19 protein-coding genes, 1 riboswitch and 1 other annotated feature are annotated in these 16,815 nt (G+C 37.1%); all 19 genes read right to left on the bottom strand.

Going from position 1 to position 16,815, the window contains the following annotated elements; genetic code table 11:
* Entirely contained in the window at positions 1–786 is a 786-nt protein-coding gene (thiD, locus tag U5921_RS13855; protein WP_324824048.1) for a bifunctional hydroxymethylpyrimidine kinase/phosphomethylpyrimidine kinase, read from the bottom strand.
* Entirely contained in the window at positions 783–1,433 is a 651-nt protein-coding gene (locus tag U5921_RS13850; RefSeq protein ID WP_324824047.1) for an HAD family phosphatase, read from the bottom strand. Before U5921_RS13850 ends, thiD begins: the two co-directional genes overlap by 4 nt.
* Positions 1,426–2,079, bottom strand: a complete 654-nt coding sequence (gene thiE, locus U5921_RS13845) for a thiamine phosphate synthase (RefSeq protein WP_417765017.1) — start codon at positions 2,077–2,079, stop codon at positions 1,426–1,428. Before thiE ends, U5921_RS13850 begins: the two co-directional genes overlap by 8 nt.
* The gene (gene thiM / locus U5921_RS13840; protein WP_324824045.1) at positions 2,057–2,881 is read right to left on the bottom strand and encodes a hydroxyethylthiazole kinase; all 825 of its coding nucleotides are present in this window, start codon (positions 2,879–2,881) and stop codon (positions 2,057–2,059) included. The genes thiE and thiM overlap by 23 nt, the downstream gene beginning before the upstream one ends.
* 64 nt (positions 2,882–2,945) lie before the next feature.
* Positions 2,946–3,054, bottom strand: a riboswitch (TPP riboswitch).
* A 39-nt stretch (positions 3,055–3,093) separates the two neighbouring features.
* On the bottom strand, positions 3,094–4,479 hold the full coding sequence (locus tag U5921_RS13835) for a glycosyl hydrolase family 18 protein (protein WP_324824044.1): 1,386 nt from the start codon (positions 4,477–4,479) through the stop codon (positions 3,094–3,096).
* A 71-nt stretch (positions 4,480–4,550) separates the two neighbouring features.
* Positions 4,551–5,003, bottom strand: a complete 453-nt coding sequence (gene ruvX / locus U5921_RS13830; RefSeq protein ID WP_324824043.1) for a Holliday junction resolvase RuvX — start codon at positions 5,001–5,003, stop codon at positions 4,551–4,553.
* Positions 5,004–5,348: 345 nt separating this feature from the next.
* Complete coding sequence (locus tag U5921_RS13825) at positions 5,349–5,597, bottom strand: IreB family regulatory phosphoprotein (protein ID WP_324824042.1); 249 nt, start codon at positions 5,595–5,597, stop codon at positions 5,349–5,351.
* 90 nt (positions 5,598–5,687) lie between these two features.
* Positions 5,688–8,309, bottom strand: coding sequence for an alanine--tRNA ligase (alaS, locus tag U5921_RS13820; RefSeq protein ID WP_324824041.1), 2,622 nt, complete (start codon positions 8,307–8,309; stop codon positions 5,688–5,690).
* Between the two features lie 43 nt (positions 8,310–8,352).
* Positions 8,353–8,521: a binding site (T-box leader), on the bottom strand.
* Between the two features lie 158 nt (positions 8,522–8,679).
* Positions 8,680–8,874, bottom strand: coding sequence for a hypothetical protein (locus tag U5921_RS13815; RefSeq protein ID WP_324824040.1), 195 nt, complete (start codon positions 8,872–8,874; stop codon positions 8,680–8,682).
* A 51-nt stretch (positions 8,875–8,925) separates the two neighbouring features.
* Positions 8,926–9,573, bottom strand: a complete 648-nt coding sequence (locus U5921_RS13810; protein WP_324824039.1) for a class II aldolase/adducin family protein — start codon at positions 9,571–9,573, stop codon at positions 8,926–8,928.
* A 38-nt stretch (positions 9,574–9,611) separates the two neighbouring features.
* Positions 9,612–10,694: a tRNA 2-thiouridine(34) synthase MnmA gene (gene mnmA / locus U5921_RS13805; protein WP_324824038.1), complete on the bottom strand. Its 1,083-nt coding sequence runs from the start codon at positions 10,692–10,694 to the stop codon at positions 9,612–9,614.
* A gap of 4 nt (positions 10,695–10,698) precedes the next feature.
* Positions 10,699–11,151, bottom strand: coding sequence for a Fe-S cluster assembly scaffold protein NifU (nifU, locus tag U5921_RS13800; protein WP_324826004.1), 453 nt, complete (start codon positions 11,149–11,151; stop codon positions 10,699–10,701).
* 11 nt (positions 11,152–11,162) lie between these two features.
* Positions 11,163–12,332: a cysteine desulfurase NifS gene (gene nifS, locus U5921_RS13795; protein ID WP_324824037.1), complete on the bottom strand. Its 1,170-nt coding sequence runs from the start codon at positions 12,330–12,332 to the stop codon at positions 11,163–11,165.
* Positions 12,333–12,442: 110 nt separating this feature from the next.
* Positions 12,443–12,910, bottom strand: a complete 468-nt coding sequence (locus tag U5921_RS13790; RefSeq protein ID WP_324824036.1) for a hypothetical protein — start codon at positions 12,908–12,910, stop codon at positions 12,443–12,445.
* Positions 12,911–13,015: 105 nt separating this feature from the next.
* Positions 13,016–13,234, bottom strand: coding sequence for a DUF896 domain-containing protein (locus tag U5921_RS13785; protein ID WP_324824035.1), 219 nt, complete (start codon positions 13,232–13,234; stop codon positions 13,016–13,018).
* A gap of 192 nt (positions 13,235–13,426) precedes the next feature.
* Complete coding sequence (gene spo0A, locus U5921_RS13780; protein WP_324824034.1) at positions 13,427–14,233, bottom strand: sporulation transcription factor Spo0A; 807 nt, start codon at positions 14,231–14,233, stop codon at positions 13,427–13,429.
* A 157-nt stretch (positions 14,234–14,390) separates the two neighbouring features.
* Entirely contained in the window at positions 14,391–15,533 is a 1,143-nt protein-coding gene (spoIVB, locus tag U5921_RS13775; RefSeq protein WP_324824033.1) for a SpoIVB peptidase, read from the bottom strand.
* A 12-nt stretch (positions 15,534–15,545) separates the two neighbouring features.
* On the bottom strand, positions 15,546–16,022 hold the full coding sequence (locus U5921_RS13770; RefSeq protein ID WP_324824032.1) for a hypothetical protein: 477 nt from the start codon (positions 16,020–16,022) through the stop codon (positions 15,546–15,548).
* A 52-nt stretch (positions 16,023–16,074) separates the two neighbouring features.
* Entirely contained in the window at positions 16,075–16,752 is a 678-nt protein-coding gene (locus U5921_RS13765) for a helix-hairpin-helix domain-containing protein (RefSeq protein WP_324824031.1), read from the bottom strand.
* Positions 16,753–16,815: the final 63 nt, after the last annotated feature.

Here is a 16,815-nt window from a genome sequence, read left to right as displayed (position 1 = left end):
TCATCCTCCTATCTGAAAGCAATGGTTTATTGGACCATTCCCCTCTCCCAAATTTAGATTTGACCGGATTGCTCCTGATACATATTCCTTTGCATTTCTCACACTCACTTCTAAAGAAAATCCTTTTGCAAGACCGCAGGCAATGGCAGAACTAAGCGTGCAGCCGCTTCCGTGTGTGTTTTCATTTTTTAATCTAACTCCTTTGAACCACTGTATTTTTCCATTTGCATATAAGACATCATCTGCATTTTTCTCGCTATGTCCGCCTTTTACCAACACAGCCGCATTACATTTTTCTGAGATAAGCTTTGCGGATTTTTCCATAGATTCCGCATCTTTAATGGAAATTCCGCTCAATATTTCTGCTTCACTAATATTGGGTGTCAGAAGGTCTGCCAAAGGGGCCAGTAAATTTAATATGGAACTCACAGCATGATCCGTTAGCAACTTGCTTCCGCTGGTAGATACCATAACCGGATCCAAAACAACATTTCTTACTCGATACTGCTTTAGTTTGTCTGCAATAACAGTCATCAGAGCTATATTTCCGACCATACCGATTTTTGTTGCATCGGGATAAATATCTGTAAAAATAGAATCCAATTGTTTTTCTAAAAATACAGGCTCACATTCAAAAATAGCCTGTACTCCCATTGTATTTTGAGCAGTCAAAGCAGTAATGGCACTCATTGCATAAACGCAATGTGCAGTCATCGTTTTCAAGTCTGCCTGTATTCCTGCTCCTCCGCTACAATCAGAACCCGCAATTGTCAAAGCAACATTCATAGTAATTCCTCCATTGAAAAAATACTTTTATCTGCAATTTTTCTCAGCGCTTCCCAATCTCCTTCTGCGCTTGCATCATATATGCCAATCACTCGAAACCCGGCATGTTTAGCTGTAATCGCTGCATGCAGTGCATCTTCAAAGACATAGGTCTCTCCTTTTACTGTACCAAGAGAGTCTAATGCTTTTTCAAAAATAGCGGGTGTATCCTTACCACATCCGACTTCCTGACACGTCACAATAGTTTTAAAATAGTGTTGGATATTGAGGCGTTTTAAGCAAGCCTCCGCCAGATATTTATCCGTTGCAGTCGCAACGCACATTGGAATATCATGGCTTCTTAGTAATTGCAAATAGGCTTTCACTCCTGGCTTCATTGGAATTTCATTAAAATAACTGTCTTCAATGATGAGATTGATTTCCTTTTCAATTTCTTCGTTCGTCTCTATCAGTCCATATTGCTTTTTGATGAATGCAACCCCTTGTGTAAGGCTTAAAAACTTTAGTTGCTCCCAGAGGTTCGGTTCAGGCTGATATCCTTTTTTTCTTAAATAAGATGCAGCTACCTGATTCCAAACGGGCATGGAATCTAAAAGAGTCCCATCCATATCAAAAATGACACCTTTTATATTAATCAGACTATTCATAATAAACAACTGCCTCAATTTCTTTCTTTAACTTCTTTCCTGCTTCATAAATCGAGTTACCCCCAAATAAGGAAGATACCACTGCAATTCCCGCAATGCCACTCCCTGAAAGCAGCGCTACATTATTAGCAGAAATCCCCCCAATTGCTACGACCGGGATCGATACCGTAGCACAAATTTCTTTCAACGTCCGGTAGGAAACCTCTGCAGCATCTGTTTTGGTAGATGTATTAAACATCGCACCAACACCCAGATAGTCTGCTCCTTCCCTTTCTGCAATTTTCGCCTGCATAACAGTTTGTACGGAAACTCCTAGTATTTTCTCAGCTCCAATCAGGGCTCTTACTTCACAAGCTCTCATATCACTCTGTCCGACATGAACACCATCCGCATCACTTTCCAGTGCAATTTTAACATTATCATTAATGACAAACGGCACATTGTATTTTCGAGCCAGCACTTTTATTTGCTTTGCTTCTTTTAAAAATTCACACTCTTCCATTTCCTTTTCACGAAGCTGCAAAAAGGTTACTCCTGCTTTCAGTGCTTCTTCTACTTGCTCCCAGAAAGTCTGCTTTCCAATCCAAAAACGATCCGTAACCGCATATAGTAAGATGTTTTTTTTATCGAATTTCAAATAAAGCACCTTCCTTCAATTTTTCATCGTTCATCTGACTCATTACATCCATGAAAAATGCTTTAAATGAACCGTTTCCTCCATGTATTTCCCGAATCTTTTCCCGGGCAATTTCTCCGGAAAGCCCAACTGCACAGACTGCAGCTGCCGTTGCTTCTAGGAGGCAGTTTGGATTTGCCGTACCATAGGCAGCAATCACAGCCGTTAGCATACAGCCACTTCCTGTAATATGAGACATCATTGGATGCCCGTTTCGGATGACATAAGTGGTATCTTGATCAGATACCAAATCAATTGCTCCGGTTACTGCAATAATCGAATCTGTTTTTTTACTCAATTTCTTAACAAAATCAACTGCTGCAAAAAGATTATCTTCTGTAATTGCATCTTTGATATCTGCATCAACACCCTGTGTCGTCCCTCTTCCGTTTGCTATTGTTTTTATCTCTGAGATATTTCCTCGTATTACGGAAAACTTCACTTCATCCAAAAGTCGAAATGTTGTTCTGGTACGTAGCGAAGAGGCTCCCGCCCCAACCGGATCGAGAATGGTGAAATGATTCAATTCGTTTGCTTTCTTTCCTGCGGCAAACATTGACTGGACGGTTCTTTCGTTTAATGTTCCTATATTTATATTCAGCCCGCCACAGATACTTGTAATTTCTTCTGCTTCCCGGATATCATCGGCCATAATCGGTGCACCGCCGCATGATAATAGCATGTTTGCAACATCCACTACTGTTACATAATTGGTGATACAGTGTATCAACGGTTTTCTTTCTCGAACTGTCTCAATGACTCTTTGATCCATATCTGACCTCCCCGCAAATAAAAAGAGTTCATACTCATAGGAATATGAACTCAAAAATAAAATTTACTTCTGTGTTTATTTTCCCTACGTTGGCATTATCCAAATCAGGTAATATAGGTCGAAGTTCGATTACTTCCTCTCAGCCTGCTTCACAAGCTCCCTTTTTTTTCAATGTATCATAGATTATTATACTTGTCAAATTACAATTCGCATTATTCTACGTATGCTGTACGTGTATTATTGTGCCATTGTTTGATCGTACATCCGGCATTTTCAAAGAAAGCACGCATTGGAATATAAGTTCGGTTATTGTAAATCACGGCTTGTGTATCCAATGCAATCGTTTGTCCATTTACGGTAATGCTTGGTTGTCCAATTGGAATTTGGATTGTTTTACCGTTTCCAGTCGCTTTGGCTACCTGGTTTACTGCATCGTAACTTACCGTCATTCCGACGGCTTCTGCACTTTTTCGAAATGGAACCATTGTCCGGTTTGCCGCATCAATAAAAGGATATCCGGAATTTGCATCATACATGATCTCTCTGTTCTTATAAACAACTGTCGGCTTATTAACAAAGTTAGATACTCCCATAGCCTGTGCTTCTTTAATCGTATCATAAATCAATGCAGTCAAACTTTGTTCTCCTGCAGCATCGACATTAATAACCCAACTAAACATACCACCGCCATTCTGCAAACCCAATTTTGTCTTTTCACGAATGGTATTGATGCCATTGTAATTCGATTCTTGTGTTTCATCTGCTCCCAATACTTGATCTATGTATGCATATTCTGGATCTTCTGCAATTAAATCACGATATGTTTTCCAGCTTGGTAATGCATAAAAAGGTACACCTATTACCAAACGGTCTGTACTAATTCCTCTTATATTGTGCCAGTACTGAAGGGATACGTCCGGGAACCACAAAGGACTATTTGTTCTTTGCAAGCTATAGGTCATTACATGGATCCAGTCAAAGCAATCAAGACATGCATCGGTAAATCCATTTGTACTGGGGATACCTTGATCTGCTTTATAGGTACCTGAAACTGCTACAGTGAAATACTTTCCTTTTGCTTTCAATTCTTTACTTAACTGCTGCATAACTGATTCACAATTTTTTGCAGATTCTCCGACTAATGGGCTTTCCCAATCAATATCGATTCCATCTAAATCATAATCTTCAAAAAGACCCATAGTTGATTTTATAAAACGGATAATCGAATTCTTGTCCGAAGCCATAACATCGAAATCCATAGCAGTAGAACCGCCTCCGATCCCCATAAAAACCTTTACTCCATGCGTATGTGCCCTTTCTATCAAATCTTTTAGCTGATCCGGATTCTCTAAAGGGCGAAAACTTCCATCTGCATAGGGTTCAACAAAAGCATAGACGATATAATCCAGCTTATCAAAACGAATATCATCTAAATTTGTTTTATAAGAATAATGAAAATAAGCTCCTGCTCTAAATTTTGAATTCAATCTGTCATTCGTCGTTTCTGCTCCGTAAACAGAGACAGGAACGCAAATACTCAAGAGGCAAAAACAGAGCGCCCCTATTATACATTTCTTTATTTTTTGTTTGGTATACATATGCTTCTAATTCTCCCAGTCTGATTAAATTTTTTAATTATATTTATTGAAAGACCTGTTTTTTTATTTCTTCAGAGTGTTTCATTTTTATTCTCATTTTTGCAGCGATCTAAATAACTCTGTAATATAATGACCGCTGCCTGCTTATCAATTACTTTTTTTCGTTTCTTGCGACTGACATCGGCTTGAATTAAAACTGTTTCTGCAATGACTGTGGTAAATCGTTCATCTTCATATACCATTTCAATATGCGACATACCCGTACTGCGTAATTTATTTTCCAGCATTGTTTTAAAGGTATATACCTTTTCTGTCTGCACACTGTCTGTTCCATTCAAATTTTTAGGCAATCCAATGACTACTGTGCTGCATTCATGCTCTCTAATCAGCTGTATTACCTTATCTGCATCCTTTCGAATGCCTACTCGTTCAATGGTCATTAATCCCTGTGCGGTTAAAAGCAAGCTGTCACTTACCGCAACACCAATGGTTTTGTCTCCTACATCCAGTGCTATACATTTCAAAACTATTTCCTCCATCCCCTCTTTTCATTCATCTTGATTAAAAAAGCCGCCCTGTCACTCCTCTAAAAGTCTTCCACCTCATTTCCACTACTAGATAAAAAAAGTGTAAATGAATGAAATAAAAATTTCAATTTACACAAATTGGCTGAGTTCTATAATCAGGTACAGTCAATCAATTCAAATGCTTTTTTGAAAACACATGAAAGTACCAAATCTTAAATACTGCTTTATTTTGTAATTTTAATGTCAGGTCAAGGTGCATTTTTGAAACATAGGAAATAGCATTCTATAACGATATTTCCTATGTTATAAAAAGGAGCGGACAAGAATGTCCGCTTTAACTTTTTATTTTTTTAAAAAATTTCTCAACAATTCCTCAACCAAATCATCTCTTTCAATATGCCGAATACGATTTCTTGCATTGTTGTGACCGGTAATGTAGGAAGGATCTCCCGATAGAATGTAGCCTACCATCTGATCGATTGCATTATACCCTTTTTCTTCTAACGCATTATAAACCGTTCTCAGGATTTCTTCGGTTGTTTGTTGTTCGCCTTTATCTGGGCTATTAAACAGTATGGTATTCCTGTCCATTCTTTCACCTTCTTTCCTATTGAGTTCATTATAAGCAAAATAAAAAACAGAAACAAGGTGTTTTTCGATTCTTAATATTGTTGTAATATTCTATAACAATGTTTCTGCCAAAGAAAAGGCTTCCTCAATCTTGGAAGGATCTTTTGCTCCGGCTTGAGCCATGTCTGCCTTACCGCCGCCACCGCCTCCAGCTGCTGCCGCAATTTTCTTTATAATATTTCCTGCATGATAGCCACGGTCCAATAGATCATCAGCAACTGAAACCATAAAGGTTACCTTGCTTCCATTTACCGTTGCAAACAATACAATGATTCCTTTTTCCTTATCCTTTATTTCATCTGACAGTTTTCTTAAATCATTGATATCACAATCTTCAAATCGTTTGGTAATCAAGCGAATTCCATTCACTATTTTTGCATTTGCTATCATATCTTCCAGCTCGGAACCCATCGCCTGCATTTTTATTTGCTCGAGTTCTTTTTTATATGTCTTAAGCTCTTCGTTTAAAGTTTGGATACGAGAGATTAAATTAGAAGGATTTGCTTTCAATTTTTCAGAAGCAATAGTGATTAACCCTTCGTCTTCCGTTAATTTTGAATAAAGCCCAGTTCCTGTAATAGCTTCAATCCGACGAACACCAGAAGCAACACCAGACTCAGAAAGAATTTTGAAGGCACCGATTTGACCGGAATTGGAGACATGTGTTCCACCACAAAATTCAATACTGTAATCTCCTACGGAGACTACACGCACTCTTTCACCGTATTTTTCTCCAAACAACGCCATCGCACCTAGTTTTTCTGCTTCTTTAATTGGCATTTCTTCACATTTAACTGGTATAAATTCAATGATTTTTTTATTGATTTCTTCTTCAATTTTTTCAAGAGTCTCTTTTGTTATCGCTTCAAAATGAGTAAAATCAAAGCGGAGCCCTTCTGCGCTGACGCTGGAACCTTTCTGCTGAATGTGATCTCCTAAAGTGTTCTTCAATGCTTTTTGCAATAGATGTGTCGCCGTATGATTACATGTAGTCTTGTTTCGATTCTCAACTTCTACGGATACATCAAGAGTCTCTCCTACACAAATCTCTCCGCTTTTCACCAGTGTCTTGTGTAAAAAAACATTTTTAACTCGGCTCACGCCTAAGATCTCAGCATGACATGCCGCACTTTCTGCACTACCCTTATCACTGGCCTGTCCTCCGCTTTCTGCGTAAAATGGAGAACAATCAAATACGAGATGTCCTTCTTCTCCTTCCCTCAATACGTTAAGTGAAGTTTTTCCAGAAAAAATACCTACTATTTTCGCTTTTGCATAAAGTGTTGTATATCCGATAAATTCAGTGTCCGGTAAATCGACATATAAAGAAGAATCGTCTGCCCATCCCGCATCTGTTTCCGATTTTCTCGCAGCTCTTGCCATTTCCCTTTGATGTTGCATATGTTGATTAAAACCATCCAGGTCCACTTGTAAATCAGCTTCTGCTGCAATTTCCTGCGTCAATTCAAGTGGAAATCCATACGTATCATATAATTTGAATGCTTGTTCCCCAGAGAGGCATGTTCCGCTCTTCTGTTTCGCATCGTGAATATAGTCATTCAAAATTTGATTTCCCTGATCAATCGTCGTGCTGAATTTTTCTTCTTCTACAGATATAACTCGCTGGATATATTCCTTCTTTTCCTCAAGCTCCGGATATGCACATCCAGATGCTTCCATTACCTTTTGAGACAAATCCGCTAAAAAAGGGCCCTCTAATCCCAAAAGCTTTCCATGTCTTGCCGCTCTGCGAAGAAGCCTGCGAAGTACATAGCCTCGTCCTTCATTGCTTGGCAGAATCCCATCGCCAACCATAAAGGTAACAGACCGAATGTGGTCGGTAATAATCCGAATGGAAACATCCGTCTTAGCCTCGCCATTATGATAAGCAACACCGCTGATTCGAACTACCTCATCCAGTATAATTCGTATGGTGTCTATGTCAAAGATCGAATCGACGCCCTGCATGATGCAAGCTAAACGCTCCAAACCCATTCCGGTATCTATATTGGGATTTGCAAGGTTTGAATAGCTGCCATCTTCTTCTCTGTTAAACTGTGTAAATACATGATTCCAAAATTCAATATAGCGATCGCAGTCACACCCTGGCTTACAATCCTCTTTTCCGCATCCATATTCTTCTCCACGGTCAAAATAAATCTCCGAGCATGGGCCACATGGACCTGTTCCAATTTCCCAAAAATTGTCCTCTTTTCCCAAAGGTACAATTCGCTCTTCCGGCATTCCTATAATGTTTTTCCAAATATTTCGTGCTTCTTCATCTTCTTCGTAAATGGTCGCCCAAACACGTTCTTCCGGCAGTTGTAGTTCCTGTGTAATAAACTCCCATCCCCAGCGAATTGACTGTTCTTTGAAATAATCTCCAAATGAAAAGCTCCCAAGCATCTCAAAAAATGTGCCGTGACGTGATGTAATCCCTACATTTTCGATATCTCCAGTTCGAATACATTTCTGACAAGTAGTCATTCGTTTACTCGGTGGTGTGTCTATGCCAGCAAAATACCGTTTTAACGGTGCCATGCCAGAGTTGATCAGTAACAAACTTTTGTCTTTATCTGGAACCAAAGGAAAGCTCTTTTTTACGTAATGTCCCTTTGTTTCGTAAAAATCTTGAAATTTCTTTCTGAGTTCATTTAAACCTATTTTTTCCATACCATAACCTCCATCAACAAAAAAATAAAAAAACCTCATCCCACATAGGGACGAAGCTAATTCGCGGTACCACCCTAATTACCTCGGTAAAGGTCTCTCATTCCAGTAAGGCTCCAAGGCAGCTTCCCAATTCCGCACACAGAAGGCTCACACCAACCCTTCTTCTCTTTGCTGTACATAAAAAAGGTACTCATCCTTTTCATTGCCTTTTTATTTACATTTTATCAATAAAATTATAATCAATTCCTCTTTCAGTGTCAATCTTTCTCAAAAAAATTATTATATTTAAACAAAAACCCTATTTTTTTCTTTAAAATAGGGTTTTTGTTGTCATCAATTACAGACTTTTAGGTGTAATCATTTTGATTTACTAATCCATCATGGAAATGTCATTCAAACGATCTCCAATTTCTTGGACTAAGTCATTTAATTGATCGGCTGCATTTCTTACATTTTTTTGAATTTTGCGTTGTGTTCTCGGTGTCATCTTTTGATAAAGCTGCATACCTGCAATTGTTCCAGCGACTCCCAATCCAATCCCATACGTTAAATTACGATTGTTCATTAAACTCATTCCTTTCTATATAGAATAAGTTTAGGTTTCCCTTATCAGCTTTTACTTATTCGCAGGATAGCAGGAATGACGGTAGTCCAAAAATTGTTTTTCAGAAATAGGTTCCGGCTCACTTCCATTTATTTGCAAAGCATAAAAGTAAAGTTGTGCTACATCTTCAACATAAGTAATTTTTTGACGTGCTTCTTCACTGTTTATACCACCTGTTAAAACACCATGATTTTTTAATAAAACGACATCTGCAAATTGCAGTGGTTTTTTTATTCCTTCTGCCAATTCCTTGCTTCCAGGTAAAAAAACATTTGCCAGCTCCGTTTTCCAGCCATAAAAAAAGGCTTCAAAAGCAACCGGCGATATTTTTCTTCCGCTGATTGCAAAAGCAGTTGCATAATGTGAATGAGTATGCGCTACTGCAAAAAAATCTTGACGTGTTTCATAAGCAGCAAGATGCATTCGCCATTCACTAGAGGGTTTATGACCGGATATATTTTCTATTACATCTCCGTTTTGATTTAAAACAGGCAAATCTTTTAAATGAAGTGCCTTTCGTTCTAATCCGGAAGGTGTAATAACCATAAATTTTTTCTCTCGGTCAATTGCGCTAAAATTTCCGGATTTGTTTTTGCAAAGTCCATCTTTTTCCGCCCGAACCGCTGCATGAATCACTTCTTCTTTTAATCTCTCAAGCATAGTCTTTCTCCTTAGTTTATAAAAAAACTGATAATATTCTACTGTTTTTGAGAAATAAATCCCCCGCCGATTAGACGGCTTTCCATGTAAAAGACAATTGACTGACCTGGAGTTGCTGCTCTTTGCATCTCTTCAAATTCTGCTCTCACCATACCATTCTCCGCTTTGTAAATTATTGCTTTCGATGGTTTAGAAGCATAGCGAATCTTAGCTAAAACAGATATACCATTGTATTCCTCCGGCATTTCTGCTTCTTCCTCTTGAATGGAAAAGCGACAATTTTTTGCATAGATAGTTTTTTGAAATAAGTCTTCATTTTCACCTAATACCACTTGATTCTCAGCTTCATCCATTCCAATCACAAACATTGGTTTTCCAAAGGTGATTCCAAGCCCCTTTCTCTGCCCAATGGTATAATTTATGATTCCACTGTGTTTTCCTAAAATCGTTCCTTCTTTATCTACAAAATTGCCTGGTTTTCCGGTATATCCATTGTGATTTAAATAGTCAATATAGCTTCCTTCTTTAATAAAGCAGATTTCTTGGCTATCTTTCAAATCTGCATTATGAATACGGTGTTCACGAACGAAATTACGCGTTAATTCTTTTGATTCAATACTGCCTAATGGAAAAAGCAAGCGTCTTATAATTGACTGCGGCAGTCGATACAGCATATAAGACTGGTCTTTTTTTTCATTTTCAGCGCGCTTGATAAAATGACATCCTGTTTTTTGTTCAAATTCAATTTTTGCATAATGCCCTGTCGCTAAATAGAATGCACCTAATCGGTCTGCTTCCTCTTGCATCAGCTTAAATTTAATCGTTGGATTACATAATATACATGGATTTGGTGTTTCTCCTTTTTGATAGGATTTACAAAAATAAGAAATCACATTTTCAGAAAAAGCTTCTTTTATATTTCTATATACAAAAGCAATTTCAAGTTCTCTGGCTGCTTGTTCTGCACGTTCTTTTTCTTTTTTTTGATTACCAAGTACATCAAAAAAAAGACCGATTACCTCATAGCCTTTTTCTTTTAATAATAAAGCAGCGGCAGTGCTGTCTACACCGCCGCTCAACCCTAATACAACTTTATTGTTTTTCTCCATGGTTTTTGTCATGGTATCATTCTCCATCCTCTTCATCTTGTTCGTGCAGATGCTCGTCCTCTGAAGCATTCGGGTCATAATCTTTTAAGCCTTCAAATTCCAGTCCATTTTTTTGGGCATAATCATAAATTGCAGCTTTAATGGCTTGTTCTGATAATACCGAGCAGTGGATTTTTGGCCCAGGCAAACCGCCAAGTTCTTTTAATACGTCCTTATTGGTAACATCCAATGCTTCCTCAATCGTCTTGCCAATAATCATTTCCGTAGCCATACTGGATGAAGCGATTGCAGAGCCGCAACCAAATGTTTTAAACTTAGCATCTACAATTACGTTATTTTCGACTTTTAAAGAAATCTTCATCATATCCCCACAAATAGGACTGCCATACGTACCAATCCCGTCTGCATCTTCAATCTCGCCGACATTTTGTGGATTCATAAAAAGATCCATAACCTTATCATTATACATTGCCATATTGTTTACCAACCTTTCTCGCTTGAGACCGATGAAATAGCTCTCAGCTTTGTTACAATCTCAATCAAATTCTCTACGGTATAATCCAATTCTTCCTTCGTCGTAAAATCCCCTATTGAAAAGCGAAGAGAACCATGTATTTTCTCAACCGGAACTCCTAATGCAGATAATACATGTGAAGGGACCAATGAAGCGGAAGAACAAGCAGAACCGGTTGAAATACAAATACCCTTCATATCCAACAAGATCAGCAGTGATTCTCCTTCAATATAATTAAAGGTTAGATTTACATTACCCGGATGACGGTATTTCATTCCACCATTTACATCTACATCTGGAATTTTTGAAGTTACTTCTTTAATGAGGTAATCTCTTAATTCAGTCAATCGTGCAATGTGATCTGAAAGTCCTTCTTTTGCTAATTCAGCCGCCTTTCCAAATCCAACAATATTCGGAACGCTTTCAGTGCCTGCTCTCTTTTTAAATTCCTGTGCGCCTCCGTGGATAAAGCCGGGCAACATGACACCTTTTCGCACATACAAAGCACCGACTCCTTTTGGTCCATATATTTTATGTGCAGACATAGACATCATATCAACACCAAGCTCTTTGACATCAATTTCAATGTTTCCCACAGCCTGGACAGCATCTGTATGGAATAAAATTCCATGTTTTTTTGCAACATCAGCAATTTCTTTAATTGGTTGAATTGCACCCATTTCATTATTGATAAACATAATACTGATTAAAATTGTCTTATCTGTAATTGCAGCTTCCAGCTCAGAAAGATTAATTCTTCCATCACTATCCACACCTAAATAGGTCACTTCAAAGCCTTGTTTTTCTAAGTACTTGCAGGTATGCAAAATAGCATGATGCTCAATCGCAGTTGTAATAATGTGATTACCTTTGCTTTTTTTCACCTCAGCCGTACCAATTAAGGCCCAGTTATCAGATTCAGAACCACAAGATGTAAAAATCACTTCTTTATCTTCTGCTCCAATTAATCCAGCAACTTGTCCTCTTGCTTTCGTAATTGCTTCTTTTGAATCCGCGCCTATTTCATATAAACTCGACGGATTTCCAAACTTTTCAGTAAAATACGGAATCATTTCATCGAGAACTTCTTTTTTTACAGGTGTGGTAGCGGCATAATCCAAATATACTTTTCGCATTGCCACCTCTCCTTTCAAATATATATTGTTTTCTTATATGCAATACTTATATATTATACCAATAAATTTGAAAAGATAAACACAATTTTTTGGGATTCTGCTAAAAAGAATTAATTTTCTTCAAAATCTGCTAAAATCGGTTCGAATTCAGATATTTTTGCCTCTCCATCCACCGTTTTTAATACGATAAAATAATCACCTTGAGAAATATAATCTTCATTTAAGCCTTTCATATACCATTTCAAATTTACTTCAAAAGATTGATAATGGAACAGCCGCATTCTTCTTTCAATTGACTTCATCTCCATTTTTTGTACCAGGTCCAATTGACAAGGGTCGGCAGCACGAAGTGCAGTAATATCTTCTCCAAGCAGCGGTTGGGTTTCAATTTTCTGCAATTGTTCCTGCGCTTTTTCGAGAGGAAGTTCACCATAATAAGATTGCTGTAGAATGTCTGTCCTCTGTTCGATCAAATGACGAACATTTACACTTTCAGAATTCCTTCCAAAGCCTGAAAAAATACTAATTAATAATATCGCAATGCAAGGGACTACAATGAATTTATAGCGTTGGTACAAAATATCCACCTCTTTCTCGTATATAATAAAAGATTATTGTATACCTACACTATAAAAGAAAACCAGCGAGAAAAATGTTCCTTCTCGCTGGTTTTTTCAATTTTTTTAATGCTTTTCTCTATTTTTTTCGACGTCTTTATGTTCTTCTCCTATATCTTCTACAAATTCGATATTATCCAGCTGCTTCTTAAATCTCGCTCGAAAATCAATTAAAAATTCTTCTCTTAAAATATGCTGTTCTTTTCGCTCTTCTTCTGTAAGCCCCTCCCCTTTGGATTTTTTAGCCAAAAAATTGATTCGGTCTATTTTTTCTTTTTCTAACATAGTTTTCTATTCTTTCCTCTCATACAATATCATATTTTAATGGATCACTACCCAATAAATTTCTATTTCTTATTATAATAAATAAAAGGTCAACATACAACAAAAAAACTCCTTTTCGCCAAGAGTGCTTTCCCAACTCTAAGGAAAAGGAGTATTTTTAACAAAATAAATTGTATAAAGCAAGATGAATGTTTAGCTTACTTTTCTTTCTAATCTTAATTTATCAGCAATAATTGCAATGAATTCTGAATTCGTTGGTTTTCCTTTGTCATTATGTACCGTGTACCCAAATAGATTGTTTAACGTTTCAATCTTCCCTCGGTTCCATGCGACTTCTATGGCATGACGGATCGCTCTTTCCACACGGCTTGGTGTCGTGTTGTTCATTTTTGCAATTGCAGGATATAATTCTTTTGTAACTGCACTGAGCAAGTCCATATCATTGACAACCATAGTGATCGCATCTCTCAAATATTGGTAACCTTTAATGTGTGCAGGTACTCCAACCTCATGGATCATATTTGTAATATCCATTTCTAAATCAACTGTTTTTGTTTCTTCTCTTTTAATAATTGCTTTTGCAGAATTATTCCGATTCCCATTGTTCCCTGTTTTCTCTAACCCGGATAATTGATTGATGCGTTTTGCCAAAATGGTAAGATCAAATGGCTTTACCACATAATACTCTGCACCTAAGTTAATGGCTTTTTGTGTGATGGATTCCTGCCCAACAGCGGAAAGCATAATTACCTTTGGAAAAGTTTCTAATTCCATTCCGTTTAATCGCTCTAAAACCCCTAATCCGTCTAAGTAAGGCATAATCATGTCCAAAATCAGCACGTCCGGTTTCTCTTTTACCACCGCATCGACGGTTTGAATCCCATCGTGAGCCGTAAATGCAATCTCCATGTTCTGCTGTGCCTCAAAAAAATCTGTTATAATTTCACAGAAATCTTTGTTATCATCGGCTATGCCTACTTTGATTTTTGTCATAAACATTTCCCCCTTTTATCTTCTTTTTAATAAGAATTTTATGTTTATTCAAACAATTTTCTAACTAAAGTATAATGAAATTTATCCTATTTTGCAATAGAATTCGGAAATTCGCTGTCATTTTTTACCTACAATCCGCGAGGCTTTCCGACAATTTCCGACTTTAATTCGAGCTCGTTTCATCTTGCTCGATTTTTTCTGATTCTTTTAGCATCCATTCGATAAAAATTCCATAACCCTTTTCCGGATCATTCACAAAAACGTGGGTTACCGCTCCAATGATTTTGTTATCCTGTATGATTGGACTTCCGCTCATTCCCTGTACAATTCCACCACTTTTTTCCAGTAAACGTTTATCGGTAACCTTAATAATCATGCTTTTTGTATCTGGTTTTGACTGATGGTTAATCTTTTCAATCATTACACTATACTTTTCAACTTTGTTTCCGTCTAATGTACTTAAAATATAAGCGTCTCCCTTATGAACTTGATCTTGATAACCTACAGCTATCGGCTTTAAAAAGAGTGGATTTTCAATCGGATGATATAAGTATCCAAAAATACCAAAATCACTATTATTCTTTAAAGCCCCCAATGGTTCATCTGCTTCATAAAAAATTCCTCTTATTTCTCCAGGTTCTCCTGCCTTTCCCTGTTTCACCGATTCTACCTTGGAATCGATCAGTTCCCCTTTTGCAACAGATAATACATCACCTGTGTCCGGATCTGTAATTGCATGCCCTAACGCACCAAATATATTTTTTTCCGGATCATAGAAAGTCATGGTACCAAGACCAGCTGTTTTATCACGTACCCAAACACCCATTTTATACGTATTGTCATCAGCAGATAAAACGGGGCTTAAGTAGATAATTTTTGCTTCTCCTTTTCGCATTACTTTTAATCGTACTTTTTCTTTTACTTTATTTATTTTTTTCTGCACTTCACGTGCATTATTTACAGTTTCTCCATTAATCGTAAGGATGCTGTCGCCAATCTCCAATCCGGCTTTTAAACCGGGATTTATACTTTTTCCATGCAGAGTATCAATTTCCTCAAGCCCAACAACTAACACCCCTTTGACATCCATTTTTACTCCAACCGATTGTCCTCCCGGGAGAAGTACTTTTTCACTTACGACTCCAACTGCAGTTTCCTCTGAGGGCAGCCCGCTTATTAGTGCACTTTGACTAAAAAAAGTGCCAATGTTATGAAAGCCGGAATACCAAATACCAAAGGCTGCCCACACAATAATGCTTGTACCAATAAATCCATAGAAAAATTTTCGAATTGCCACTCTGTTCATTCTTTTCCCCCTTTAACTCTCAAAGTCTTGTAAAAGTTCAACTAAATCATCCTCTGTTTTTTTTATGATTCCTTTTTCAAAAAGAGTTTGATCACTTTCACTTAAAAGAGAAAAAGAGATTGCGGTAGTTCGCACTAAATGGCTTTCTCCATTACTATTAAAATAAAAAACCTTAACAAATCCGTCTTGTTCTTGTATAAAATAACATGGGTAATCCGCTTTAGTAATTGCTGGTTTCTCTTCATTTTCTACTTCGTCATCCGTATTTTCTACATCTTTGATATCTGAAACGTACTTGTCCTTATTTATTTTTTGATTTTCTTGTGTATCCTTTTGATATTCCGATACCGGTTCACTTTTGCCTGCTTCCTTTGAATTTAGCTCTTTAGAAGGTGCTGCATTCATCCAAACCCCAAATGCAAAAACACATACTCCAAGAGCAATATAAAATATCTTTGTTTCATAAAATTTCTTTCTTTGACTAAACATTGCTATCACCTCAGTGATATTTTTGGCAATTTCAATCAATACTATACAAAAATCATTCAATATATATATAATTTTTTAATTTTTCAAAAGTTTTTTCTCCAATACCGCTTACATTTTTTAATTCTTCAATGCTCTTAAATGCACCATATTGTTCGCGATATGCTAAAATACGTTCTGCCGTGGACGGACCAACACCTTTTAACTTCTGAAGTTCCATTGAATCTGCCCGATTTAAATTTATTTTATTTTCACCATCTCCGCCTTCTTTATTCGTGTGAATCTTTGATTCAACCTTTGTCCCAGATAAAGCTTCTTCTTTTGTTTGTATATAAATTTTCTCTCCATCTTTCAGTGTTTGTGCCAAATTGATATTCTTTGTATCTGCTTCTTCATTGATTCCTCCTGCCAATTCAATGGCTTCAAAAACACGGCTTCCTTCTGTCAACTGTACTACAGACGGTTTATGAACCGCTCCGCTTACATCAATAAAAATCACGTTATCTTCTAAAACTTTATTATCCTTTTCGTTTAATTCTTCAGCCTCGTCACTCACTTCATCGCCACTGGATTTTTCTATTTCACTGATTTTTTCTTTAGGAAACAATTCAATATCTCCACTCTCTTGATCTTTTATTTTTTCTCCGAAATAAATAAAAAAAGCAATTCCGAAGAGCAAAAGCCAAGGAATTACTTTCTTTATTTGAGATAAAGTATACTTATTTTTCAGCATAATTCATTCCCCTTTCCATTTGTAATTTTTTTACATTATATAAGAAAAGGTTTGAATTGTCAA

Source organism: Sinanaerobacter sp. ZZT-01 (genome assembly GCF_035621135.1).
Taxonomy (GTDB): Bacteria; Bacillota; Clostridia; order Peptostreptococcales; family Anaerovoracaceae; genus IOR16.
This window is presented reverse-complemented; position numbering and strand designations above follow the sequence as displayed.

Excerpts from the sequence above, each read along its gene's own strand:
- spo0A (WP_324824034.1), bottom strand. The coding sequence starts at position 14,233 with ATGTTTATGACAAAAATCAAAGTAGGCATAGCCGATGATAACAAAGAT.
- U5921_RS13835 (WP_324824044.1), bottom strand. The coding sequence starts at position 4,479 with ATGTATACCAAACAAAAAATAAAGAAATGTATAATAGGGGCGCTCTGT.
- U5921_RS13815 (WP_324824040.1), bottom strand. The coding sequence starts at position 8,874 with ATGAACAATCGTAATTTAACGTATGGGATTGGATTGGGAGTCGCTGGA.
- U5921_RS13785 (WP_324824035.1), bottom strand. The coding sequence starts at position 13,234 with ATGTTAGAAAAAGAAAAAATAGACCGAATCAATTTTTTGGCTAAAAAA.
- nifS (WP_324824037.1), bottom strand. The coding sequence starts at position 12,332 with ATGCGAAAAGTATATTTGGATTATGCCGCTACCACACCTGTAAAAAAA.
- spoIVB (WP_324824033.1), bottom strand. The coding sequence starts at position 15,533 with ATGAACAGAGTGGCAATTCGAAAATTTTTCTATGGATTTATTGGTACA.
- U5921_RS13825 (WP_324824042.1), bottom strand. The coding sequence starts at position 5,597 with ATGGACAGGAATACCATACTGTTTAATAGCCCAGATAAAGGCGAACAA.
- U5921_RS13850 (WP_324824047.1), bottom strand. The coding sequence starts at position 1,433 with ATGAATAGTCTGATTAATATAAAAGGTGTCATTTTTGATATGGATGGG.
- thiD (WP_324824048.1), bottom strand. The coding sequence starts at position 786 with ATGAATGTTGCTTTGACAATTGCGGGTTCTGATTGTAGCGGAGGAGCA.
- U5921_RS13765 (WP_324824031.1), bottom strand. The coding sequence starts at position 16,752 with ATGCTGAAAAATAAGTATACTTTATCTCAAATAAAGAAAGTAATTCCT.
- U5921_RS13810 (WP_324824039.1), bottom strand. The coding sequence starts at position 9,573 with ATGCTTGAGAGATTAAAAGAAGAAGTGATTCATGCAGCGGTTCGGGCG.
- alaS (WP_324824041.1), bottom strand. The coding sequence starts at position 8,309 with ATGGAAAAAATAGGTTTAAATGAACTCAGAAAGAAATTTCAAGATTTT.
- nifU (WP_324826004.1), bottom strand. The coding sequence starts at position 11,151 with ATGTATAATGATAAGGTTATGGATCTTTTTATGAATCCACAAAATGTC.
- mnmA (WP_324824038.1), bottom strand. The coding sequence starts at position 10,694 with ATGACAAAAACCATGGAGAAAAACAATAAAGTTGTATTAGGGTTGAGC.
- U5921_RS13770 (WP_324824032.1), bottom strand. The coding sequence starts at position 16,022 with ATGTTTAGTCAAAGAAAGAAATTTTATGAAACAAAGATATTTTATATT.
- thiM (WP_324824045.1), bottom strand. The coding sequence starts at position 2,881 with ATGGATCAAAGAGTCATTGAGACAGTTCGAGAAAGAAAACCGTTGATA.